Source organism: Flavobacterium aquidurense, from assembly GCF_031458035.1.
Lineage (GTDB): Bacteria > Bacteroidota > Bacteroidia > Flavobacteriales > Flavobacteriaceae > Flavobacterium > Flavobacterium aquidurense_C.
On the sequence record NZ_JAVDXR010000012.1, the window covers coordinates 78,185 to 101,173 of the forward strand.

19 protein-coding genes are annotated in these 22,989 nt (G+C 33.7%); 2 read left to right on the forward strand and 17 right to left on the reverse strand.

Annotated features, from left to right (window positions below; all coding sequences use genetic code 11):
* Positions 1 to 187: 187 nt before the first annotated feature.
* The 11 genes from pgi to uvrC all read right to left on the reverse strand — a co-directional run bounded on the left by pgi (position 188) and on the right by uvrC (position 13,593).
* Positions 188 to 1,831, reverse strand: a complete 1,644-nt coding sequence (gene pgi, locus J2X17_RS17040) for a glucose-6-phosphate isomerase (RefSeq protein ID WP_310300693.1) — start codon at positions 1,829 to 1,831, stop codon at positions 188 to 190.
* Between the two features lie 154 nt (positions 1,832 to 1,985).
* Complete coding sequence (locus J2X17_RS17045) at positions 1,986 to 2,522, reverse strand: GNAT family N-acetyltransferase (protein WP_310300696.1); 537 nt, start codon at positions 2,520 to 2,522, stop codon at positions 1,986 to 1,988.
* Positions 2,523 to 2,525: 3 nt separating this feature from the next.
* Positions 2,526 to 2,681 carry a hypothetical protein gene (locus J2X17_RS17050; RefSeq protein WP_310300698.1) on the reverse strand — a complete coding sequence of 52 codons (156 nt, stop codon included), beginning with the start codon at positions 2,679 to 2,681 and terminating at the stop codon, positions 2,526 to 2,528.
* Between the two features lie 100 nt (positions 2,682 to 2,781).
* Entirely contained in the window at positions 2,782 to 3,402 is a 621-nt protein-coding gene (locus tag J2X17_RS17055; protein WP_310300699.1) for a hypothetical protein, read from the reverse strand.
* A 33-nt stretch (positions 3,403 to 3,435) separates the two neighbouring features.
* Entirely contained in the window at positions 3,436 to 4,656 is a 1,221-nt protein-coding gene (locus J2X17_RS17060) for a M23 family metallopeptidase (RefSeq protein ID WP_310300703.1), read from the reverse strand.
* A gap of 23 nt (positions 4,657 to 4,679) precedes the next feature.
* Complete coding sequence (locus tag J2X17_RS17065) at positions 4,680 to 5,621, reverse strand: tryptophan 2,3-dioxygenase family protein (RefSeq protein WP_310300706.1); 942 nt, start codon at positions 5,619 to 5,621, stop codon at positions 4,680 to 4,682.
* Positions 5,621 to 6,391 carry a DUF3108 domain-containing protein gene (locus tag J2X17_RS17070; RefSeq protein WP_310300710.1) on the reverse strand — a complete coding sequence of 257 codons (771 nt, stop codon included), beginning with the start codon at positions 6,389 to 6,391 and terminating at the stop codon, positions 5,621 to 5,623. Before J2X17_RS17070 ends, J2X17_RS17065 begins: the two co-directional genes overlap by 1 nt.
* Before the next feature lie 299 nt (positions 6,392 to 6,690).
* Entirely contained in the window at positions 6,691 to 7,851 is a 1,161-nt protein-coding gene (gene hppD / locus J2X17_RS17075; protein ID WP_310300715.1) for a 4-hydroxyphenylpyruvate dioxygenase, read from the reverse strand.
* A gap of 174 nt (positions 7,852 to 8,025) precedes the next feature.
* The gene (locus J2X17_RS17080) at positions 8,026 to 9,183 is read right to left on the reverse strand and encodes a homogentisate 1,2-dioxygenase (protein ID WP_029270889.1); all 1,158 of its coding nucleotides are present in this window, start codon (positions 9,181 to 9,183) and stop codon (positions 8,026 to 8,028) included.
* Positions 9,184 to 9,504: 321 nt separating this feature from the next.
* Positions 9,505 to 11,790 (reverse strand): patatin-like phospholipase family protein, encoded by a 2,286-nt coding sequence (locus J2X17_RS17085; RefSeq protein ID WP_310300717.1) that lies wholly within the window; start codon positions 11,788 to 11,790, stop codon positions 9,505 to 9,507.
* A gap of 9 nt (positions 11,791 to 11,799) precedes the next feature.
* The gene (gene uvrC, locus J2X17_RS17090) at positions 11,800 to 13,593 is read right to left on the reverse strand and encodes an excinuclease ABC subunit UvrC (RefSeq protein WP_310300720.1); all 1,794 of its coding nucleotides are present in this window, start codon (positions 13,591 to 13,593) and stop codon (positions 11,800 to 11,802) included.
* A gap of 136 nt (positions 13,594 to 13,729) precedes the next feature.
* On the opposite strand from uvrC, the gene J2X17_RS17095 reads away from it, so the two are divergent.
* Positions 13,730 to 14,707 (forward strand): succinylglutamate desuccinylase/aspartoacylase family protein, encoded by a 978-nt coding sequence (locus J2X17_RS17095; protein ID WP_310300723.1) that lies wholly within the window; start codon positions 13,730 to 13,732, stop codon positions 14,705 to 14,707.
* Positions 14,694 to 15,263: a 5-formyltetrahydrofolate cyclo-ligase gene (locus J2X17_RS17100; RefSeq protein ID WP_310300725.1), complete on the forward strand. Its 570-nt coding sequence runs from the start codon at positions 14,694 to 14,696 to the stop codon at positions 15,261 to 15,263. The genes J2X17_RS17095 and J2X17_RS17100 overlap by 14 nt, the downstream gene beginning before the upstream one ends.
* Positions 15,264 to 15,491: 228 nt before the next feature.
* Here J2X17_RS17100 and J2X17_RS17105 read toward each other — a convergent pair whose 3' ends face one another.
* From J2X17_RS17105 to J2X17_RS17130, 6 genes are all read right to left on the reverse strand, one after another.
* Positions 15,492 to 16,238, reverse strand: coding sequence for a tetratricopeptide repeat protein (locus J2X17_RS17105; RefSeq protein ID WP_310300728.1), 747 nt, complete (start codon positions 16,236 to 16,238; stop codon positions 15,492 to 15,494).
* A gap of 127 nt (positions 16,239 to 16,365) precedes the next feature.
* Positions 16,366 to 18,114 carry a BatD family protein gene (locus J2X17_RS17110; RefSeq protein WP_310300731.1) on the reverse strand — a complete coding sequence of 583 codons (1,749 nt, stop codon included), beginning with the start codon at positions 18,112 to 18,114 and terminating at the stop codon, positions 16,366 to 16,368.
* A gap of 110 nt (positions 18,115 to 18,224) precedes the next feature.
* Positions 18,225 to 18,983: a tetratricopeptide repeat protein gene (locus J2X17_RS17115; RefSeq protein ID WP_310300734.1), complete on the reverse strand. Its 759-nt coding sequence runs from the start codon at positions 18,981 to 18,983 to the stop codon at positions 18,225 to 18,227.
* A 148-nt stretch (positions 18,984 to 19,131) separates the two neighbouring features.
* Complete coding sequence (locus J2X17_RS17120; protein ID WP_310300737.1) at positions 19,132 to 20,166, reverse strand: VWA domain-containing protein; 1,035 nt, start codon at positions 20,164 to 20,166, stop codon at positions 19,132 to 19,134.
* A gap of 162 nt (positions 20,167 to 20,328) precedes the next feature.
* Entirely contained in the window at positions 20,329 to 21,330 is a 1,002-nt protein-coding gene (locus J2X17_RS17125; protein WP_310300739.1) for a vWA domain-containing protein, read from the reverse strand.
* Entirely contained in the window at positions 21,330 to 22,961 is a 1,632-nt protein-coding gene (locus J2X17_RS17130) for a phenylalanine--tRNA ligase subunit alpha (protein ID WP_310300742.1), read from the reverse strand. The genes J2X17_RS17125 and J2X17_RS17130 overlap by 1 nt, the downstream gene beginning before the upstream one ends.
* Between the last annotated feature and the right edge of the window lie 28 nt (positions 22,962 to 22,989).

A 22,989-nucleotide genomic window follows, 5' to 3' on the forward strand; every position in this document is an offset into this window, starting at 1 on the left:
ATAATGATTTTTTGAATTTAGCCTACTGATTTTTGTTAAAATCACAACAATATGATCGGTGGTGTAACTGTAAACTTTCAATTGCCTATCCTTTGGGGGTTTACAATCGGGTATTTATGCGAAAAAACGCCTTAATTTTTGTTAAATTAGGGCGTTTCAGTTCTTTATGTGGTTTTTTTAACAAATTCTACTTATGCTTCAAATAATGATTTAACAAAAATGAGGTTGAGCTATCATGACGCTTAACATTTTTTGTGTTTATTTCATCTAAAATAGAGTTGGCTAACTGTTTTCCTAATTCTACTCCCCATTGATCATAACTAAAAATGTTCCAGATAATTCCCTGAACAAAAATCTTATGTTCATATAAAGCAATTAATGCCCCCAAAGATTTAGGAGTTAATTTTTGAATAAGGATTGTATTCGTTGGCTTGTTTCCTGTGAAAACCTTAAAAGGTACTAAATAAGCTGCTTTTTCTGCTGACAGTCCTTGTTTGTCGAATTCAGCCTGAACCTGAGCCGTAGTTTTTCCGTTTAATAATGCCTCCGTCTGAGCAAAAAAGTTTGACATCAATTTATCATGATGATCGTTGTTTCCATATAAAGGTTTTACGAATCCAATAAAATCAGTTGGGATCAATTTTGTTCCTTGGTGAATTAATTGGAAGAAAGCATGTTGTGAATTCGTTCCTGGCTCTCCCCAAATAATAGTGCCGGTTTGATAATTTACTGGTTTTCCGTCACGACCAACACTTTTTCCATTACTTTCCATAGTTGCCTGTTGCAAATAAGGAGCTAATTTTTGAAGATATTGTGTGTACGGAATTAAAGCTTCACTTTCGGCACCAAAGAAATTGTTGTACCACACGCTTAGTAAAGCCAGAATAACCGGAATATTTTCGTCAAATTCAGTGGTTTTGAAATGCTCATCCATTTCGTTAGCACCTTTCAATAATTCATTGTAATTATCAAAACCTACTGCCAAAGCAATGCTTAAACCAACTGCACTCCATAAAGAGAATCTTCCGCCTACCCAGTCCCACATTGGAAAAACGTTGTCTGGATTAATTCCGAATTCGGTTACTTTTTGAATATTTGTAGAAACTGCCACAAAATGTTTAGCAATATCTTCCTGCGAAGCAGATTTCAAAAACCATTCTTTGATTGTTTCAGAATTGGATAAAGTTTCCTGAGTAGTAAAAGTTTTAGAAACGATTAAAAATAACGTTGTTTCCGGATTTAGTTTTTTGATCACTTCGTTTACATGATCACCGTCCACATTCGAAACGAAATGAACATTTAAGTGATTTTTGTAAAATTGTAATGCTTCAACCGCCATAACCGGACCAAGATCAGATCCTCCAATTCCAATATTAACGATATCAGTAAATGCTTTTCCGGTAAAACCTTTTCTTTCTCCCGAAATAACTTCGTTCGTAAATTTTTTGATTTTATTTTTTACTTCGTAAACTTCCGGAATTACATTTTCTCCGTCAACTTTAATCACGGTCGATTCCGGAGCACGTAAAGCTGTATGTAAAACAGCTCTGTTCTCGGTTTGATTGATGATTTCTCCACCAAAATATTGTGCAATAGCTTCTTTTAATCCAATTGAATTAGCTAATTCCAGTAAAAGTGAAATGGTTTCCTGACTGATGTTGTTTTTAGAATAATCAATTAAAAAGTCATTCCATTGTAAATTGAATTTTTCAACACGAGCATTATCTTGTTGAAACAATTCTTGTATCGTAGTTTCGTGAATTGCGTTATAGTGGTTTTGCAGATTTTTCCACGCTTCAGTCCCGGTTGGGTTTGTTGTGTTTAAAGCCATTTTTTGTGTAATTGAAAATGTGGTTTATAAAAACACAAAAATACTGAAATTACTTTAAATGGGGTATCGCTGCACAATTATATAACAATTAGTTACGAAAACGTTTTTGTTACTACTTAAAAGGAGGTTTGCAATTAAGATAGGTGAAAATTGATTATTCTAGTCTCATCAAATCAAAATACATAAATCTGTGTTTTTCTTCTTTGTCGGAATCTAATAAAAAAGCGAAATCATTTTTTTGATAAGTTGCAAGTTGTACAGGTTTATTATAAGCGTCTAAGATTAATAATCGACATGCGGGTTTGTGTTCGATAAAAGTCCAGCCCTTGATGAAGTCAAGCAGTTGATGAGAAAGTCCATTACCTTTATAGTTTTTGTCAATTCCCAATCTTGCAATTTTAACAGCAGGATATTGCCTGATTCTTTTCTCGTTAGGTAATTTAATTTTACGGTGTAATTTGTTCCAAATGGAATTTTCGTAGCCTAAGTCATTTAAACAATCATTTGATATTGAAAAGAAAGCTACTATTTGACTACTTTCTTTGAATAAATAAGTATTTGTGATTTTTTCGCTCTGGAAATTTTTAGAATCGTCCAGTAAAAACTCATTTATTTCCTGATCTTCACAGTCAAAATTGTCTAAAATATCGTCATTATTTAATAATGAAAAAGCAAAATCAGATAAGTCCATTATCTATGCTTTTTTTGCCATAACTTTACTTACTAAAGAAAATATTTTAGCTTTTTTTTCTTCAGAAATTTTATTTGTTTTACTTGAAGATATGGCAGTATTGAATCTTTTAGATTCATTACCTTTTACTACGGGAGTAATTTTAATTGTAGTTGCCATTTTTTTTGAGTTTAATAAAGTAAAAATTATGCTACAAATATATGAAATTTATATATTAATTTCACTTTTGTATTGATTTGAAATTTACTAATTGTTATTACTACCAAATCTTCCACCAGGGCTTTTTATTGATTTCAATTTTTTTCTCAGCTTTATTGATTTCAATTCTTTGTGGTTCTTCAATTTTGATAGTGGCATCATCAAAAAATAATTCGCCAGAATCACTCATTCCTATTGGGAATTTTGTTCTTTCTTTCCAGTCTTCCGTTTGTAATTCTGGAATTACTATCGAATCAACTTTATCAATAAATTTTTGTCTGGCTTTTTCTGTGATTTCTTCCTCAAGATTTGAAGTTGAATTTTTAAAAAGCGGAAGTGAGTTTCCGGGTATATTTAAAAGGAAAATTTGAGTTTTGTTATTGATTTTCTGAATGTCCAATACCTTAAAAAACGAATTATCATCTAGAAGTGCATGTCCGTTTTTTACCGAATCCGGATTGAATTTTGATAAGTCTCTTGCATCTGAACTTGCGATTAAATACCTGCAATTTCCCGAAAGACCTCCGCCGATAAAACTCATATCAGTAAAACTTTTTTCCTTTAATATTTGACCAACTTTATATTTCGCAATTAAGTCATCAGATAAAATAGTGTCTCTGTAGAATAGCTTTAAGTCTGAAAAAGTTTCATCAAGAATGTCTTTAATGCGTTTGTTTTCCATGGCTATTTCTAATTTTTTAAAGAAAAATGAAAATTATAAATTACCTATACTGTCCAATTCTTTTTTCAAAGGTTCAATTTGATTTAAGAAACGCGTTCTGTCATTCCCGGTTAAAGATTCTCCGGTTGGCAAATTAAGACGAAGTGCATCCACCTGAACGCCATTTTTCCAGAATCGGTAACAAACGTGTGGGCCTGAAGCTAATCCTGTACTTCCAACCAGTCCAATAGTTTGTCCTTGAGTGACGCGTTGTCCGCGACGCACCAGAATTTTAGACATGTGTAAATATTGAGTAGAGTAGGTTCCGTTGTGTTTTACTTTTACAAAATTTCCGTTTCCGGCTGTGTAACCGGTCGCCTCTACAACGCCTGAAGCTGTGGTAGAAATAGGTGTTCCTCGTGGTGCGGCATAATCTGTCCCTTTGTGAGCTTTCCAGGTATGTTGCACAGGATGAAATCTATTCATCGTAAATCTCGAAGTGATTCTGCTGAATTTGATTGGTGTTTTTAAGAAAAAGTTCTTCAAGGTTTTTCCCTGATCATCATAATATTCTACTTTCCCTGAAAGGCTGTCTTTTTCAAATGGAAAAGCATAAGCAATCTTACCTTTATATTCAAAAAAGGCTGCTTCCAGATCCTCAACGCCATCGTAAGTTTTTCCGTTAATAAATCTTTCAGTGAAAATTAAACCGTAACGGTCTCCTTTTTTTAATTTAAAAAAGTCAATTGACCATGAAAATACTTTGGTGATTCTGTTGGCAAGAGCCGTTTCGACACTTTCGTTTCCTAAAGTTTCAGATAACGAGCTTTTTAAAACACCGCCTATTATCTTACGTTTAAAAGAAACGGGTTTGATTTTTTTGTAAGCTTTTGCTATACTGTCCCTTACGTCAACAACGTAATAAGTTAAAGCATCCGGCTGATAAATAAATACTTCAAGTTTATTGGTTTTATTTTTAGAGCGAAGTATCGTATAAGGCTTGCCGTAACGAATTGTTCTTACATTAAAAGAGTCTTTTACCTGTTCGACAAGATCAAAAACTTGTTTATCTCCAATATTTTGGTTTTGAATAATTGACCCAAAAGAATCGCCTTTTTTTATAGTGTCCTGAATAACATTAAAGTCAGCGTAATTAAAGCCAAATTCTACCTTTTTGAGTTTTGGTTTGCTAATTTTAGTTTCTACTTTTTCATCGGTTTTATTGCATGAAAATATTGAAAATAATACTATTATAATTACGAATGCTTTTTTCAAACTTTTAATTTTTTGTTGGGAAATTAAATGGTTTCTTCATTTCCCCAATTGGACAATTCATCTTCGGTCCACAATTTAGGAAAAAAGATGCGTCTTTGGTATTTTGGATGCATATATTTTTGCCAGTCGCTTCCTCCAGTTGCTTCACCGTTTCCTTTTCCACTTTCCAGAATGTATTTTCTTGCTGTGTTCAAATGTTGCATTACCCATGTAATATTTACAGTATGGTCATAATGGCGCATTGCTTTAATCAATTCTGGATTTTGCTGATCTTCCGCTGGTAGTTGTGTGAATTTCTGCCAGATATTTTTTGTTTTGAAAGTAGATATCTGACGTAAGAACTGATCTTTATATTTGTTTTCAAATTCCTGAAGCAGATAAGATTTTTTCCCGGTTTGGTAATCTTTTCCAGCGGCCTGCCAGTATAAATGTTCGAAACTGGTTTCTAAGTCCGTATTTTCATCAAAATTTGCCTTGTATCTTCGATCCGTTAAATTAATTACATCGGTCGAAGCAAATTCAATTAAACGATATTGTGCACTCTGAAAACCACTGGCGGGAGTCAGCGTATTTCTGAATTTCATGTATTGATCGACTTCCATTCCGTTCTCCATAATACTGAACGAATTGGTTAACATGTCAAAATATCTTGTAATTCGGGATAATCTTTCGCTGAAAAAATCAACCTGAATATTTTGTGTATCTGCAATCTGATCAATTTCCCACAGAATCATTTTAAAGATCAATTCATTTACCTGATGGTACATAATGAAAACCATTTCATCAGGAAGTGTAGTGCGTTGTATTTGTAAATTTAAAAGAGCATCAGTTTGGATATAATCCCAATATGTGATTGGTTTTGACCAAAGTAAGCCTTCAAGCTGTGTATCAGTTTTTTGATTTATAGCTTGAAATTTAAGGTCAATTTCTTTTAAGATTGATTCTGAATGATCAGTAGGGTTCATTATTTTTTTGCTTTAAATGGATTTTTTAATCCTTTGTATTCTTCCAGATCAGCTTTGAGCGATCCTACTGCAAGATCGGCTTTAATTCTGATAGGTATTTTGTTGTCGTCGTTTGTTATCCAGAGTGTTACGCTTTCTTGTTCTTTAAAAACTCTCCCTGTTTGTACCAGAGGTTTAAAAACCAAGGTAGAAACGGTGCCAAATTTAGTTGTAATATCTTGACGGCCTATATATTTTAACTTAAATTTTGTTATTTCTTCATCAAAAAACATGTCAATTGTAATGGCTTCTCCAGGTTTAAGCTTGTCAATATTTGGATGATTTCGCAGATAGTAAAAAGAGGAAATAATATCCTGAACGTTATCAACTGTGATAATAGTTTTTTCAGTCTTTCGTTTGTAGTCTTTTACTAAAACCCTATTTTCACTTTGATTGAAAAAACCTTCCTGATTTTTGGTGTAACCACCCTCGTCAATTTTTCGGACGTACCGGTAAGGACTTCCTGTCTCTTTATCAAAATAACTTTCATATAAATCTTCTACTTTAAAGAAGAATTTTGACATGCCTGTTGTGTAACCTTTACCCACTGCATGGTGTACTTTTTTATTATTTATGGTAGCATCTTTAATTTCAAGTGTGGCATAACCGGCGTTGACAATTCCATAATGGATTCTAAATTTGAAGTATTCTCCCGTCCCAAAGGCATCTTCTTTTTGAGTATCAAAAGAGAAGGAAGTGAGAATTAATATGATGAGAACCAGCTTTTTCATAGTACAATCTTTACATTTCATTATAAAGATAACGAAATGCAAATTCTATTCCAAATGTACCAAAACAAAAAAACTCAGTCAAGAAATGACTGAGTTTTTATGCTATTAACTAACCAAAAAACTATAAATTATGAAATTTATATCAATTCAGAAGGAAACCACCCCTTCTTGATTTGCGAGTGCAAAGATATACAGAAAGTTCAAAAAAGAAATAGCAAAAGGCGAGTTTAACATAACATTTGCAAAAAAAGCATCATTTTACAGAGAATTTTTCTACATAATGTAAAAATATTGTGATTTTACAATGTTCCTCTCAATTCTTGCTCTCTCTCAATCGACTCAAAAAGGGCTTTAAAGTTACCTGCGCCGAAACCTTTTGCGCCCATTCTTTGAATAATTTCGAAAAATAACGTTGGTCTGTCCTGAACTGGCTTTGTAAATATTTGTAATAAGTAACCATCTTCATCAGCATCGACCATGATAGCTAATTTTTCAATTTCGTTTAAATCTTCCTTCATCATATCCATGTGAACACCTAATCGTTCTGGGATTGCCTGATAATAGGTATGTGGTGGAGCAGATAAAAACTCAACACCACGAGCCTTTAAATCCGAAACAGTTTTGATAATGTCATCAGTTGCAATGGCAATATGCTGAATTCCAGGTCCTCCGTAAAAATCTAAATATTCTTCGATTTGTGATTTTTTCTTTCCTTCTGCTGGTTCATTGATTGGGAATTTAATTCTTCCGTTTCCATTAGACATTACTTTACTCATCAAAGCTGAATATTCCGTGTTGATTTGTTTGTCATCAAATGATAAGAAATTCACGAATCCCATAACTTCTTCATAGAATTTTACCCAGGTATTCATTTCGTTCCATCCCACATTTCCAACCATATGGTCGATGTATTTCAATCCGGTTGGCTCTGGATTATAGTCTGATTTCCATTCTTTGTAACCTGGCAGGAAAACCCCATTGTAGTTTTTTCTTTCTACAAAAATGTGAACCGTTTCTCCGTAAGTGTAGATTCCTGAACGAACTACTTCTCCAAATTCATCTGACTCTACAGTTGGTTCCATAAAAGAACGGGCACCACGTTTCATAGTTTCTTCATAGGCACTTCTGGCATCTTCAACCCAAAGCGCTGCTACTTTTACTCCATCGCCATGTTTTTGAAGATGTGCGTGAATTGGAGAATCCTGCGTTAAAGGCGTTGTCAAAACAATTCTGATTTTATCTTGTTTTAAAACATAAGATGCTTTGTCTTTTACTCCGGTTTCTAATCCGGCATAAGCCAATGACTGATATCCGAAGGCAGTTTTGTAATAATGTGCCGATTGTTTTGCATTTCCTACGTAGAATTCTACATAATCTGTTCCTAATAATGGAAGGAAATCCTGTGCTCCTTCAAATATTTTTTCTAATCCGTATTCTACTGATTTTACTTCTTTACTCATGATGTTTATTTGTTTAATCGGTTAATCGTTTATTTGATTTGCCGAAATGTTTTTTAAGATTTGTTTTTTAACCGCAAGGAACGCAAGGATTTTACGCAAGGTTCGCAAAGTTTATCATAGCGATCTTTGCGTAAAATCCTTGCGGACTTTGCGGTTAGATCGATTGCAATAAATTTATTCAGTCCAGGATTTATAGTACTGACCATCATCTAATCCCATAGCTTCTTCAGTAACCATAAGCGGTCTGAAAGTATCAACCATAACGGCTAATTCCTGGGTTTCTTTATGACCAATACTACGTTCCATCGCGCCAGGTGCAGGACCGTGTGGAATTCCTTTTGGGTGTAAGGTGATATGACCTTGCTCGATATTATTACGGCTCATAAAATCGCCATCTACATAATATAGTACTTCGTCAGAATCTATATTGCTGTGATTGTATGGCGCCGGAATTGCTTTTGGATGATAGTCGTAAAGTCTCGGGCAGAACGAGCAAACGACAAAAGTTGCCGTTTCAAAAGTTTGGTGTACCGGAGGCGGTTGGTGAACACGTCCCGTTATTGGTTCAAAATTATGAATTGAGAATCCGTATGGGAAATTGTAACCGTCCCAACCCACAACATCAAAAGGATGTGTCGCATAAACCACTTCGTGAATCATACCTTCTTTTTTGATTTTAATTAAAAAATCACCTTTTTCGTCATGTGTTTCCAATTCGCTTGGCAAAATAAAATCTCGCTCACAAAAGGGTGAATGTTCTAGATGTTGCCCTGACTGGTTTTTATAACGTTTTGGAGTATAAAATGGTGAATAAGATTCGACGTAAAATAGTCGGTTTTCTTCTGTTTCGAATTCTATTTGGTAAATAATGCCTCTCGGAATAATTAAATAATCTCCATATTCGAAAGGAATATTTCCTAACATGGTTCTTAATTTTCCTTTTCCTTTATGGATGAAAAGCATTTCATCGGCATCGGCATTTTTGTAGAAATAATTTCGAAGTGATTCTTTTGGGGCTGCAAGTCCAATAATGCAATCTTTATTGACCAACATGGCTTTGCGGCTATCTAAGAAATCATTTTCAGGTTTTAATTCAAAACCTTTAAAAAGTAATGATTTTATGTTTTTTCCGATTGCAATTTTTGGTTCAACCGAATATGAATTTAAAATTTCTTTAACCTGTGTAGGTCTGTGAACATGATATGATAGTGACGAATGCCCGTGAAAACCTTCGGTACCAAACAATTGTTCGTAGTAAAAACCTCCGTTTGGTTTTTCGAATTGGGTGTGTCTTTTTTGAGGGAAATCTCCAAGTTTATGATATAATGGCATGGCTTTTCAATTAGATAATTTGTAAATTAGATAATTCGAAAAATTTGAATTGTCTGAACAGATAATCAGCTCAATTTTTGTATTGACTAATTATCTCAATTCGATAGCTTCACTCAGGATTTCTCTTGATGAGGAATTGAAGATACTCTAATAAACCTGTCCATTTTGTTTTCATTATAACAAATGTCGTAATTTTTATCGAGTAAAATTATAAATTATATCGTTTATATAAATGAAATCTTCCAGTTTTTTTGATATAAAATTTATATAACATAAAAATAGTAGGTTTTTGTTGATTTATTATAGGAGTGATAAATGACTTTAAAAAACAAATCCTATACTGAACCAAGTAAAACTTTTAGACATTTCAGGCGACCAGGATTGCTTTATTTCGATCGGACCAATTATAGTTTCCAATCCATATCCAAGGGCATAACCTGTATATTTTGGCATAGATACCCAGTCAACTGTGCTGAAAATGTCATCACCTAAATTGGCAAAATTGGCCGAAAAATTGACGTGATTCTTTTTCAAAATTTCATAATCTAAAGTAATATCCGTTTTTATATAACTATTACCAGCGATACTTAGAAAATCGTATCCATAAAAGTAATTGAAGTTATTAATTTTACTGTAGCCATAACCACCCAGAATAAAATCAAAAAAAGGAACGCTATTACTGCCTATATTAAATCCGGCATCTGCTCCAACTTTGATAGTGGCTTTTCTGAAAAGCGTTTTAGCGAAAGCAACTTCGGCCTTTGCAATAGAAAAAGGTTTAAATTTATTGGTATAATCTGATGAAGCTAAAAAAGTTTGTACATCCGAAGAAAAATATAATCCGGAACGAGGAAAACTTTTATTGTCGAATGAATCATATTTTAAGTACCCAAAAACACTAAAATAATTGCTTTTATCTATGATATTGTCCACATTAGCTAATGTTGGCGAATTTATTTTTAAGTATTTGTATTCTAAACCGCCACCCATCAAAAATTTCTGAACAAAAATGGTTTGAAAGTACGCCTGGTTTGTTAAATCTAAAAAATCAACATTTAAAAGGTTTACAGTCGGTGTATTGCCTAAGTTACTAATACTTGTAGTGACATTTCGGTTGAATTGATTTAATCTGGAACGAAATCCAAAACTGATATTAAATCCGTTTTCGATATAATAATTTAAATCGTATCTAAAATTATCTCCCAGAATAATGTCTAATGAGGTAACATCATTTTTTAAAAACGTCTTTTTATGAGTAAGATTTAATAAAATTGCACTTTTATAAAGGCCGTCATAGTGTAATCCGAGTTTTAAATAGGTTTGGGTTGGGTTTTCTTTCAAAACCAAATCAAGGTCATCGTGTTTGCCGTCAGGTTGTAAACAATAAGAAATGGTGCTAAAGTTTTGGGTAGAATTCAAATTGTTTATTCCTCTTTTCAGATCGTTATATGTTATTGTACTTCCTGGTTTAAAACGAAGTTTACCATTGATATATTCTTTGGTATAATTGTCTAATGGGTCGCTGTTGATTTTGTTTATCTGAATAGTATCTGAGCTAAGTTTTAGTTTGGGTTTTTTATAGAAATTCTCTTCACTGACTAACGTTTTGAGTTTTTCATATACCGCAAAAGTCGCTTCTTCTCCTTTTCTGATGATTTCTTCACCTCTGTCAAATGATATCACACCAAAATCGCGAATGTCGGGTTTTACATAAATGTCAGTATCTTTTATCTTACTTTTCATTTTATCAATCGACTGAAGATTGGTGATCTGAACTAAAATACGGGTTGCATTTTTAAGATTTTTTCGTTTCATCAAATCGTCCTGAACATCAACTCCAATTATAATATCAGCACCAAGATCACGCACTTCTTTAATCGGATAGTTATTGACAACACCGCCGTCTACTAATAAATTTCCATCAATTTCAACAGGAGTAAATAAGGATGGAAATGCTGAACTTGCCACCATGGCCTGCACCAGACTTCCTTTATTCAGCAAAACTTCTTCCCCGGTTTCGATGTTGGTTGCAATACATAAAAAAGGTGTTGGCAGTTTATTGAAATCACGAATATGGCGAACATTACGCGTCAGGCTGCTCAGTAAGTTATAATTGTACATGCCTTTTGAAAGGGCTTCGGGGATGCCAATCCTGAAATTACTGAACGGTAAAACTACGGCGTATAGTTCGTCATTTTTTTTGCCGTAAAAGTTTTTAGAGGCACGTGGAATATAATCGTTTATTAATTCGTCGAAATTGGTTTGTTTGAAAATAGAATCAATTTGTGATGCGTTGTATCCAGAAGCATAAAGTCCGCCAATTACGGCTCCCATACTTGTTCCGCCAATATAGTCGATTTTTATTCCAGCTTCTTCCAGGACTTTCAAAACACCAATATGCGCAAAACCTTTAGCGCCTCCGCCACTTAAAACCAGTCCGATTTTTGGTCTTTTTATACTATCTTTTTTTTGTTCCTGCGCAAAGGATTTTTGAGGATACGCGAATAATATCAGAACAATAAGTACAATCCAGCCTCCGATAGATGTCGGGCTGGAAAAAAGATCTTTTAACCGGGTATTTGAATTGGACAATTGGTTTAGGCACATAAAAAACAACTAGTTTGTTTTGTAAAAGTCGACAATTTTTTTGGCTTTTGATACTCCTATAACGTCAGAAATTTCTTTTTCTGTAGCCAGTTTTAATCTTTTAACACTTTTAAAATGCTGAATCAATGTCAGCATTGTTTTTTCGCCAATCCCCGGAATGCTTTCTACAGACGAATTGAGAGCTGCTTTACTTCGTTTATCACGATGAAATGTGATTCCGAATCGGTGCGCTTCATTTCGTAATTGCTGAATCACTTTTAACGTTTCAGATTTTTTGTCCAAATATAACGGAATAGAATCGCCGGGATAAAAAAGCTCTTCCAAACGTTTCGCAATCCCGATAATCGCAATTTTTCCGCGTAATCCTAAATCGTCTATACTTTTTAAAGCCGCAGATAATTGTCCTTTTCCACCATCAATAATAATTAATTGCGGAAGTGGCTCATTTTCATCCAATAATCTTTTGTATCGGCGATACACAATTTCGGTCATCGACGCAAAATCATCGGGGCCTTCAACCGTTTTTACGTTAAAATGGCGATAGTCTTTTTTACTTGGTTTTCCATCTTTAAAAACCACACAAGCAGCAACCGGATTAGTTCCCTGAATATTTGAGTTATCAAAACATTCAATATGACGTGGTTCAACAGGCAAGCGTAAATCTTTTTGCATTTGCGCCATGATGCGATTGGTATGTCGGTCAGGATCTACAATTTGTAATTGTTTCAACTGTTCGATTCGGTAAAATTTGGCGTTACGAATCGATAAATCTAAAATTTGTTTTTTATCTCCAAGTTGTGGAACTGTTGTTTTAATTTTTTCTCCTAAATCAATTTCAAAAGGAACAATAACTTCTTTTGATAATAAATGAAAGCGTTCACGAAGTTCAATGATGGCTAATTCCAATAATTCTTCGTCGCTTTCGTCCAGCTTTTTCTTCATTTCCAAAGTATGGGAACGAATAATCGAGCCGTGGGAAATTTGTAGAAAATTTACATACGCTGCACTTTCATCTGACACAATCGAAAACACATCAATATTGGTGATCTTCGGATTTACAATCGTTGATCTCGATTGGTAATTCTCGAGAATTTCAATTTTTTCTTTTATTTTTTGAGCTTCCTCAAAACGTAAATCCTGCGCATAATTATTCATTAAACGTTTAAAGTCTTTCATGCTTTCTTTGAAATTTCCTTTTAAAATTTCACGAATAGCGTCAACTTGCCGCTGATAATCTTCCAAAGGTTCTATGCCTTCGCACGGGCCTTTGCAATTGCCAATATGATATTCCAGACAAACCTTAAATTTCCCAGAATTAATATTCGATTCATTCAAATCATAATTGCAGGTTCGCAAAGGATATAATTCTTTGATTAAATCTAAAATAGTATGCACCGTTTTGAAACTGGTGTACGGGCCAAAATATTCAGAGCCGTCTTTGACCATTCTTCGGGTAGAAAATATTCTCGAAAATGGTTCTTTTTTGATACAAATCCAAGGGTAACTTTTATCATCACGAAGCAGTACATTGTATCTTGGCTGCAATGTTTTGATTAAGTTATTTTCTAACAAAAGAGCATCGGTTTCGGTAGGAACAACAATGTGTTTTATGGTTACGATTTTTCGAACCAGTACATTCGTTTTTGCCGTATCGTGAATTTTATTGAAGTAGGATGAAACTCTTTTTTTTAAGTTTTTGGCTTTTCCAACATACAATATTTTTTCGTCTTTATCATAATATTGATACACACCGGGATTGTCCGGCAAGGTTTGTATTTGAAGTTCTAAAGACGGTTTTTGCATTCTGTTTGTTTCTGAAGATGGTCGAAAAGCGTTCTGAAAAACTGTTTTATTTTTCTTAAGAAGCTTAACATGGGATTTAGAGTCAAATTTACGAAATCAAAAGAATAATTTCTATATTTAGATTTTATAATTCTATATGAAAAATAACAAGCCCATGATTATTTTTGGCGAACCGGTTTTGCCAGGAGAAAATAGAACGATAAACGTTGAGATTGCCCGATTGCATACGACTACAAAGCTTAATATTCCGGTTATTGTGCGTCGCTCTAAAATAGATGGCCCGGTAGTTTTGTTCTCGGCGGGAATTCACGGAGACGAGATAAACGGAGTAGAAATTGTGCGCCAGCTCATCAGTAAAAAAATAAATCGGCCAACTCGCGGAACTATTATTTGTATTCCAATTATTAACATGTATGGTTTTGTAAATAAATCGAGAGAATTTCCGGATGGACGTGATTTAAATCGTGTTTTCCCCGGAAGTAAAAAAGGTTCTCTTGCCAGTCGTTTTGCTTTTCATATCGTTGCTGAAATTTTGCCTATCGTAGATTATGCGGTTGATTTTCATGCGGGTGGGGCGAGCAGATTTAATGCACCTCAAATCAGAGTAACCGAAAATAATCCGGAGCTGCGACTTTTGGCAGATGTTTTTAATGCACCATTTACTCTGTATTCGAAAAATATTACTGGTTCTTTCAGAAATACATCTGAAAAAGCAAATGTTAAAATGCTTCTTTTTGAAGGAGGAAAATCATTAGATATCAATAATGTTATTGCTAATGAAGGAGTAATGGGAGTGAAGCGTTTGCTGCATTACCTTGATATGTTGGACCCAAAGCAAATCGTTGAAGAAGCTGAACATCCTTCGATTTATATTAAACATTCTGTTTGGTTGCGGGCTAAATGTTCGGGCTTACTGCATGATTATAATCTGATTGGGAAATTTGTTACGAAAGGAACTATTTTGGCTATAATTACAGATCCGTTTGGTAAGTTTGAGCAAAAAGTAAAAGCGCCACATGATGGTTTTATCATCAATGCAAACCATTCGCCAATTGTTTATGAAGGCGATGCAATTTATCACATTTCTAAAACACTTCCTGATGGTGACGAATAAAAAAGAACTTCGTTTACACTATAAAAACCTTCGCAAAGAACTTTCTCCTGATGCCATAGAAGAAAAGAGTCTGGAAATTGCTAATAGTTTAATTCAATTGTCAATTTGGGACAAAACCTATTATCATGTTTTTCTTCCTATTGAAGAGCAGAAAGAAGTCAATACCGAATACATTCTCCATTTGCTTTCAGGAAAAGATAAAGAAATCGTAGTTTCCAAAAGTGATTTTGAGACAAAAAAAATGTCGCATTTTTTGTTGACGGATAATACCAAAATTAAAAAAAACGAATATAACATTCCGGAGCCTGTAAATGGTTTACCAGTTCCGTCTGAAACTATTGAAGTTGTTTTTGTACCGCTTTTGGCTTTTGATACTTTTGGAAATCGTATTGGTTATGGAAAAGGTTTTTATGATAAATTCTTAGCTGAATGTAAACCTGAAACCATCAAAATTGGTCTTTCGTTTTTTGAAGCTGTAAAGAAAATTGATGATATTTTTGAATCTGATGTAAAGTTGGATTATTGTGTGACGCCTGGGCAGGTGTATAAGTTTTAACTGCAAATTATTTAACCGCAAAGTGCGCTAAGAAAAGTGATTTAGATTGTGTTGATTTTAAGTTCGCAAAGTTATCATCTTGGCAATAATTAGATATAAACGATATAAGTAAATTTATCTCTCTATTTCAGACAATTAAAATATACTTATATCAGTTGTAAAAGTGAAAAATCCCAAATCCAATTTTAAAGTTAGAATTTGGGATTTTTTTATTTTAAATTTTGAAGTTTATTTCACTTCCTTAATTGTTGAAGCATCAATCCAGCCTTCTGTTCCGTCTGTTAATTCAATTTTTTTCCAGTTTTGAAGCGTTTCTGTAACGTATACTTTGGCACCTTCGTGCAATAAGAAAATTGCAGATCCTGCTTTTTGTGGTTCACTTCTAACTTCACTTACTTCTGAAAAAACAATTGCAGGGCGATCGTTGTCAAAATGATTTTTTTCAGACATTCCGGCTGCAATACTTAATGCTAGTGCTACCAAAAGAATAAACATTCCAATGAAATATATTCTTTTCGAAAGTGTAAGTTGTGAGAAATAATAACCGATAAAACTCAATAAGAAAAGAAAAGCAATTCCGACAGCAATTTTAGCCCAGGTATTATAGTTGAAAATCCCTGTAAAGTTCTGAATCAATTTCGCGAAACCAACTTTCGGAACTTCTTTAATTTCGTCAATAGTTAGTTTTTTGGCGAATTTTAAGTTGTTTAAAGTCTGTTCATCGTGCGGTTTTAAAACCAATGCCTTTTCATAATTATAAATCGAAGGAGCAACTTTATTTAGTTTGTAATAACAGTTTCCTAAATTGAAATACAATTCTGCCGAATGTTGTTTATTTTCTTTTAGAACATTTTCATACTCCTGCGCGGCCTGTTCAAACTTATTATCCTGATACAAAAGATTTCCTTTTTCAAAGCTGCTCTGAGCAAAGAAAACCTGAGTGATTAATAAAAAGAGATATACTATATTTTTCATTTTATTTTATTTAAACCTGACCAATATTTAAAACTAGTAAGGTTTGTTTTTTAAACTTTGCGAACTTAAAATCAACACAATGCAAATAACTTTCTTAGCGCACTTTGCGGTAAAATAGCCCTGACGGTTAAACAATCTGTTTTTCTAATTCTGAAATTATCAATACAGCTTTATCATAATCCTGCTGAATCGAAGCACTTGACGCCGGAGCATAACGCGCAAATTCACAGTTTTCGGTCAAATTAATAAAACTCTGAACTGTTTCAGGATTTGCATTTCTAGACAATAACAATTCACGAATATTGTCTTTGCTCATTTCTGAAGTCTCAATATGCAATTTAGCTTTCAGGAAATTATGCATCGCTTTTTCTAACGCAATATAAAATGGCTCTTTGTTATTAAGTTGTTTTTTCGCTTCAGATAAATATTTCTTCGCCAACTTATTATTCATTCTGATGCGGTTTCCTGTTACATCGCTGTCAATAGCTTCTTTTTTCTTCTTAACTAAAACAATAATTGGCAGAATTAAGAAAGGTGCCAACAATAAGCCATAATATAAATTAGAACCATAAAAATCATTTTTAGCCATTGAGACTAATGTTGTTTTTGGTTTTATGTATTTGAATTGCTCTGTTTTGGTAATTACATTTTTAGACGCGTTTGCTGTGGCATCTGCTTCGGCCTGCATTGGACCATCTAAAACATCAACGGTAATTTCCTGAGAAGTTATTGTTTTATAAGAGCCTGAATTCAAATCAAAATAAGAAAACTGCATTGGTTTAATAACGTACTTCCCTTTGTATTGCGGAATTATAGTGTATTTATCTGAAATTTTACCAGACATTCCAGACAACGAAGTAGTTACTTTTTCGTCATGAACAGGATCATACATTTCTAACGCATTTGGTACAACCGGTTTTGGCAAAGTAAACAATTTCATGTTTCCTGTTCCTGTTGCAGTTACAAATAAATCAAGGCTTTCACCATTTTTTAAAGTAGTTTTTGAAGGTGTAACTTTAAAATCAAATTTTCCAACAGCGCCAGTAAACCCTTCTGGTTTAGTAGCTTCCGGAAGTGGGCGTACATGGATTGTTTTTGCTCCTGCTGAAACAATTTTATTGTCGTCAATCAATTGCATTTGACCAAACATGTTAGTCCTGTTTGTGGGTAGTTGTACCCCAATATCGAGTGAAAGGGGTTCAATTGTGAGGTTTCCGGATTTTTGCGGATATAAAATTGTCTTTTTCAAAACCACAAAATAACATTTTTGTCCTTTGTAACTTCCTTCTTCGATAGCTAACTGTTTGATTTCTATGTTTTGATTCCAGAAATCATTATATTTTGGTTTTCCAAGTTCTTTAAAACCGGTAACATTAATATTATTGAAGTATAATTTATAAACCACTGTAATTGGTTCATTCAGGTACGGATTTGTTTTTGAAATTTCGGCAACCAGATTCAGTGTTTCGCTTCCTGCACCTTGTGGTCTGTCACTCGGATCTCTTTCCTGAGCAACGGCATTAGTAACCACGATTTTTATAGGAGACGTTTTGTAAATCTGCCCATTAAATTCGATAGAAGACTGTTTGATAGTTAAAGTTCCTTTTTGTGCCGGTTGTAGAATGTAAGAGTATATTTTTTGAAAAGAGCTTCGTCCATTGACCCAGGATTGGCTTATTTGCTGACTTGGTCCTGCTACAATTCTAAATCCGTCAAAAGAAGGCTGGTCGAAGTTATCTCCGTCAACATTCATAATGAAGTCAATACGAAATCTTTCGTTTATTCCAAGCGTATTTTTGCTTACTCTGGCTTCAAATTGAACTTGAGCCATAAGCCCTTGAAAAGTGAATAGTAATAGAATTAAATATCTTTTCATTTTGTTGTTTAATCGTTGTTTGTTTAACTGTTTAATCGCTTGCTTTTTTTTCGTCTAATGAATAATATCCGATTAAACGAATTGTCGGTTAAACGATTAACCAAAAAAAACTACCAGTCTTTTTCTGTTTTCTTCGGACTACCTTTTACTTTTTGAGCGTTTACTTTATCCTGAACTTTCTTTTCTTCGTTATTAACGGCATCTAATAAATTCTGGACACGATCTTTTGAAATTCCGCCGGGCTGTGGTTTTGGTTGTCTGTTGTTGTCTGACTTATCATCTTTCGTCGGATTATTTTTACCATCTTTTTTATCCTTGTCTTTATCGCCTTGGTCGTCTTTTTTGTCTTTGTCTTTGTCCTTGTCTTTATTTTTATCCTTGTCTTTATCTTTGTTTTTATCCTTGTCTTTGTCTTTATCCTTGTTTTTGTCGTTTTTCGGAGGATTTTCTTTTAATTTTTGCTTCGCTAAAGCATAATTATAGCGCGTTTCATCATCAGTTGGGTCGTTGCGTAAAGCTTGTTTGTAGGCTTCAACGGCTTGCGTATAATCTTTCTCTTTCATGAAGACATTTCCTAAATTATGAAATGCTTTATGTTTTTCAGGCCTTGTTTTTGCGTTTTTAATCGCCTTTCCATAAGCAAATTTTGCTTCAGAAGCTTGATTTTGTTTGTAAATCGTATTTCCTAAATTGTACGAAGCCACACCCTTTTTGGGGAATTTTGACTGCGAAATTCTATAGTTTGCCTCAGCGTCAACAAATTTATTCTGTTTATATTCTTCATTGGCATCAGGCAATGTCTTGTCTTTTTCCTGAGCCGAAACCGCTAAGGAAAACGTTAGTAAAATATAAAGAAGTAAATTTTTCATTCTAATTTTTATGTTTTTGTTTGCCTGCCACGAATTGCACTAATTATCACTAATTAGATTTTGTTTTTCTTTAATTTAAATTTCACAAAACAGAGTAATTTAATAGCTTCTTTTTCGTGTAAATTCGTGAAATTAGTGGCTAACTTTATTATTTTTTTTCGTTAAATAAATTCAATTCTTTTATCCAGTTTGTTTTTCTTTCCAAAAGGAAAATATCTACAAACAACAATAAAAAAGCAAAGCCAAGAAACCATTGAAATTGCGATTGAAAATCGGCCATTTGCGTAGCCTCAAATTCTGTTTTCTGAATATTATTTAATGCATTTTTTATATAATCTAAAACTTCTTTGGTGCTTCCGTCATACACATATCCACCTTTGGTTGCTTTTGCGATTGCCTTCAGACCTTCCTGATTCAGTTTCGTAATAACAACCTGTCCGTTTTGATCTCTTTGATAGCTTTTTACTACGCCGTTTTCTTTTAAAGGAATAGTACCGCCTTTTTCTGTCCCGATACCAATCGTGATGATTTTCATTCCTAATTTGTTGGCTTCTTCAGCTGCAGAAGAGGCTCCTTCAGAATGATCTTCTCCATCAGAAATCAAAATCAATAACTTGCTTGTTTTGCTTTTTTCATCAAAATAAGTCGATGATAAACGGATTGCCTCATCAAGTGAAGTTCCCTGAGACGAAACCATATCCGGGCTCATACTTTGCAGGAACATTTTAGCTACGCTATAATCTGTAGTGATTGGCAAAACCGGAAAAGCACTTCCTGCGTAAGCTACAATTCCAATTCGGTCACTTCCCAAGTTATTGATGATTTGTGAAACCAATTGTTTACTTTTTTCTAAACGACTTGGTGCCACATCTTCGGCCAGCATACTTTTAGAAACGTCGACTGCGAAAACAATATCGATACCTTCACGTTTTACAGTTTCCATTTTCGTGCCAATCTTCGGATTTACTAATCCGATAATCAAACATGCAAGGGCTAAAAGCAGTATAGATAATTTTAATACAGGTTTAAAAACAGAACGTTCAGGGCTCAGTCTTTTCACCATTTCCAAATCACCAAATTCACGCTGTTTTTTTCTTTTCCAATACATATTGAAAAGAAAAATACACACCACAATTGGGAGTAAGAATAAAAGGTATAAATATTTTTTTTCGTCTAATTCCATATAATTTTTAAATTCCAAAAATTAAATTCCAAATTCCAAACTTTGCTGTTGTCTAAAATTTAAATTTTTAAATTTCACTTTTATTGTTTCTCGCTTTTTATTCCAGTTTCCCTTTTTGTTATTTGGAATTTCAAAAATTGGAATTTTTTGATTTTTCCAAAATCAAATAAAGCTTCTATAAACTGTATTTCTCAAACCAACTTCCAACAATAATAAAAAGGCTGCCAATAAAACAAATCCTCTGTATTTTTCGTCGTAATCATAGAATTTTAATTCCTGAATTTCTGTTGTTTCTAATTTATTGATCGCACTATAAATTTGAGCTAGTCTGTCATTGCTTGTAGCTCTAAAATACGTCCCTTCGGTTTTACGGGCGATACTTTTCATTAATTGTTCGTCAATTTCAACCTTTTGCATTTTGAATAAAAAACCTCCGTTGGGAGCGTATGCATAAGGAGATGGCGCCATTCCGTTGGTTCCAATTCCTATTGTGTAAACTTTTATTCCATATTGTTTAGCAATATCGGCAGCAGTTTCAGGTTCAATAAAACCGGCATTGTTAACACCATCAGTCATCAAAATGATTACGCGACTTTTTGCTTTACTGTCTTTAAGTCGGTTTACGGCCGTTGCTAAACCCATTCCAATTCCGGTTCCGTCTTGTAGCGCATTATCGTATTTAATGTCTTTGATAGCTTCTAAAATAATAGCTTTATCACTTGTAACAGGAGTTTTAGTATAGGCTTCTGAAGCGTATAAAACCAATCCAATTCTGTCATTTGGTCTTTCTTCAACAAATTCTCCGGCAACTCTTTTTAAAGCTTCCATACGGTTTGGCTTTAGATCTTTTGCCAGCATACTTCCTGAAACGTCAATTGCCATTACAATATCAATTCCTTTTGTTGTTTTAGTCTGATTGCTGATATCTACTGTTCTCGGCCTTGCCAAAGCAATAATCAAAGAACTTAAGGCAATTATTCTGAATACGTATAAACAAGGTTTTAATTTGGTTAATAATGATTCGCTGTTTTTAAAACCCTGAGTTGAACTCATTTTTAAAGTAGGCGATTGCTGATTGCGTTTCCAGAAAAACCAAGCAATTGCAATTGGAATTAAAAGAAACAGCCAAAAAAATTCCGGATTTAAAAAAGTTATCTTTTCCATTAATTGCTCGCTTTTTGAAGTTCAACGGAATTTAAAATTCGGGTTGTGATATCATTTGCATATGTATCGCCTTCCTGATGTAAAATCATAATTTGCTGTAATCCCTGATCTTGTTTAAAAAGTAAAATTTCATAATATGCTTTTGTACTTGTTTTACTAACAGGATTTAGGACTGTCATTGTTCCATATCCTTTAAGTCCTTGAATACCCGCATTTGTCTGGAAATCTTCTTGTTTTACAATAATATTTTGTCCACCCTGAGCTTCAATAATTTTTAAAGTACCCTCTAAAGTTTTTGCCAGATCAAGTTCAACGGGGTTTTTAAATTTACTTGTAGAAACGGTAACATAGAAATTATCAATCATACTTCCGTATACAAAAAGCTGCATTTCTTTAATCAAAGCCATGGTTTCCTTTGGAAGCACTTTTTGGGTGTCCATACGTTTTAAAACCTTTGGAGTTTCGATTAGAACAGCAGGGTTACCATAAGCACTTCTTACCCATTCGCCTTCTAATAATTCTTTTGATGGATGACCAATAACATTATCTTTTACATAAGCGAAGCCTTTTGTTACGACGAAAAATGTTGTTGTCGCAGTTAATAAGAATACAACAGTTGCAGCAGCTATAGTAATTCGTTTGTTGCGTTTTTTACGCAATTGAAGCTGAATTTGCTTTTGTCTTTGGGCTTCATTCAATAATTGATCTTCTTCTTCAGCCGGAACTTCAGTCGGGATTGCATTATCAAGCGTTAAGATTACTTTCTGAATTTTATTTCTATCATCGGTAATTTCAAAATCTAAAGGTTTAGATTTCGCAAACTTTACTAAATCGGCCTGACGTAAAACGCGCTCTAAATTCTCAACGGTTTCAGGAGTTAGCGTCATTTTCTTTTTAGTAGAAGCTAATCTGATCGCCTGAATCAATTCAGAAGTAGTACTTTCCATTGCCGGAATATGAATCGCTTCTTCAATATAATTACGGGCAATATCCGTTAATTCACTATAATATTCTTTGATTTCACCTTTTTGAACCAATTCTTTTGATTCCAGGTTATTCAATAAACTTGTTGCTTTTTCTATTGGCGTTTTATAAACTTCTTCTTCGATTTTTTTCTTCTGATGTTTTTTTACATACCAATAAACAAAGGCACCAATTGCAAGAATTACGATGACAATCAAAACATAAATCCACCAATCGTTATTGCTTTCAGCGCTGGAAATGTCTTTGATGTCATACATTTTTTGCTGCATAGTGTCGACCTTTACGTTCGCAACTTCAACACGTATAGAATCTGATAAATAAGGTTTTTTATCTATTAAAATTTTGATACTCGGAATAGTATATTTTCCCGAATCAAATTGGGTCAAGCCGTATTTTTTGATCAGTTCGTAAGTGTCATCTTTCTTAACTGTATCAATTGGGTACGATTGAATAACCTCCAAAGGTCCAATGTTTTTTAGTTTCGGAAAAACAACTTTCGATTTTGAACTGACAACCGTTTTAAGCGTTAACTTAAACTCAGCTCCAATTTTATTTTTTGTAGTATCAATACTTGTTTCAACTTGTTTTTGTTGTGCAAAAACAGCTGAAGTAAGCAAAAATAGAAATATGTAAAATTTTAATTTCATTTGATTAACGATTGAAGATTAACGATTT

Excerpts from the sequence above, each read along its gene's own strand:
- J2X17_RS17070 (WP_310300710.1), bottom strand. The coding sequence starts at position 6,391 with ATGAAAAAGCTGGTTCTCATCATATTAATTCTCACTTCCTTCTCTTTT.
- J2X17_RS17130 (WP_310300742.1), bottom strand. The coding sequence starts at position 22,961 with ATGAAATTAAAATTTTACATATTTCTATTTTTGCTTACTTCAGCTGTT.
- J2X17_RS17100 (WP_310300725.1), top strand. The coding sequence starts at position 14,694 with ATGGTGACGAATAAAAAAGAACTTCGTTTACACTATAAAAACCTTCGC.
- J2X17_RS17065 (WP_310300706.1), bottom strand. The coding sequence starts at position 5,621 with ATGAACCCTACTGATCATTCAGAATCAATCTTAAAAGAAATTGACCTT.
- hppD (WP_310300715.1), bottom strand. The coding sequence starts at position 7,851 with ATGAGTAAAGAAGTAAAATCAGTAGAATACGGATTAGAAAAAATATTT.
- J2X17_RS17105 (WP_310300728.1), bottom strand. The coding sequence starts at position 16,238 with ATGAAAAATATAGTATATCTCTTTTTATTAATCACTCAGGTTTTCTTT.
- J2X17_RS17045 (WP_310300696.1), bottom strand. The coding sequence starts at position 2,522 with ATGGACTTATCTGATTTTGCTTTTTCATTATTAAATAATGACGATATT.
- J2X17_RS17050 (WP_310300698.1), bottom strand. The coding sequence starts at position 2,681 with ATGGCAACTACAATTAAAATTACTCCCGTAGTAAAAGGTAATGAATCT.
- J2X17_RS17080 (WP_029270889.1), bottom strand. The coding sequence starts at position 9,183 with ATGCCATTATATCATAAACTTGGAGATTTCCCTCAAAAAAGACACACC.
- J2X17_RS17095 (WP_310300723.1), top strand. The coding sequence starts at position 13,730 with ATGAAAAATAACAAGCCCATGATTATTTTTGGCGAACCGGTTTTGCCA.
- J2X17_RS17085 (WP_310300717.1), bottom strand. The coding sequence starts at position 11,790 with ATGTGCCTAAACCAATTGTCCAATTCAAATACCCGGTTAAAAGATCTT.
- J2X17_RS17125 (WP_310300739.1), bottom strand. The coding sequence starts at position 21,330 with ATGGAAAAGATAACTTTTTTAAATCCGGAATTTTTTTGGCTGTTTCTT.
- J2X17_RS17110 (WP_310300731.1), bottom strand. The coding sequence starts at position 18,114 with ATGAAAAGATATTTAATTCTATTACTATTCACTTTTCAAGGGCTTATG.
- J2X17_RS17055 (WP_310300699.1), bottom strand. The coding sequence starts at position 3,402 with ATGGAAAACAAACGCATTAAAGACATTCTTGATGAAACTTTTTCAGAC.
- pgi (WP_310300693.1), bottom strand. The coding sequence starts at position 1,831 with ATGGCTTTAAACACAACAAACCCAACCGGGACTGAAGCGTGGAAAAAT.
- uvrC (WP_310300720.1), bottom strand. The coding sequence starts at position 13,593 with ATGCAAAAACCGTCTTTAGAACTTCAAATACAAACCTTGCCGGACAAT.
- J2X17_RS17120 (WP_310300737.1), bottom strand. The coding sequence starts at position 20,166 with ATGGAATTAGACGAAAAAAAATATTTATACCTTTTATTCTTACTCCCA.
- J2X17_RS17115 (WP_310300734.1), bottom strand. The coding sequence starts at position 18,983 with ATGAAAAATTTACTTCTTTATATTTTACTAACGTTTTCCTTAGCGGTT.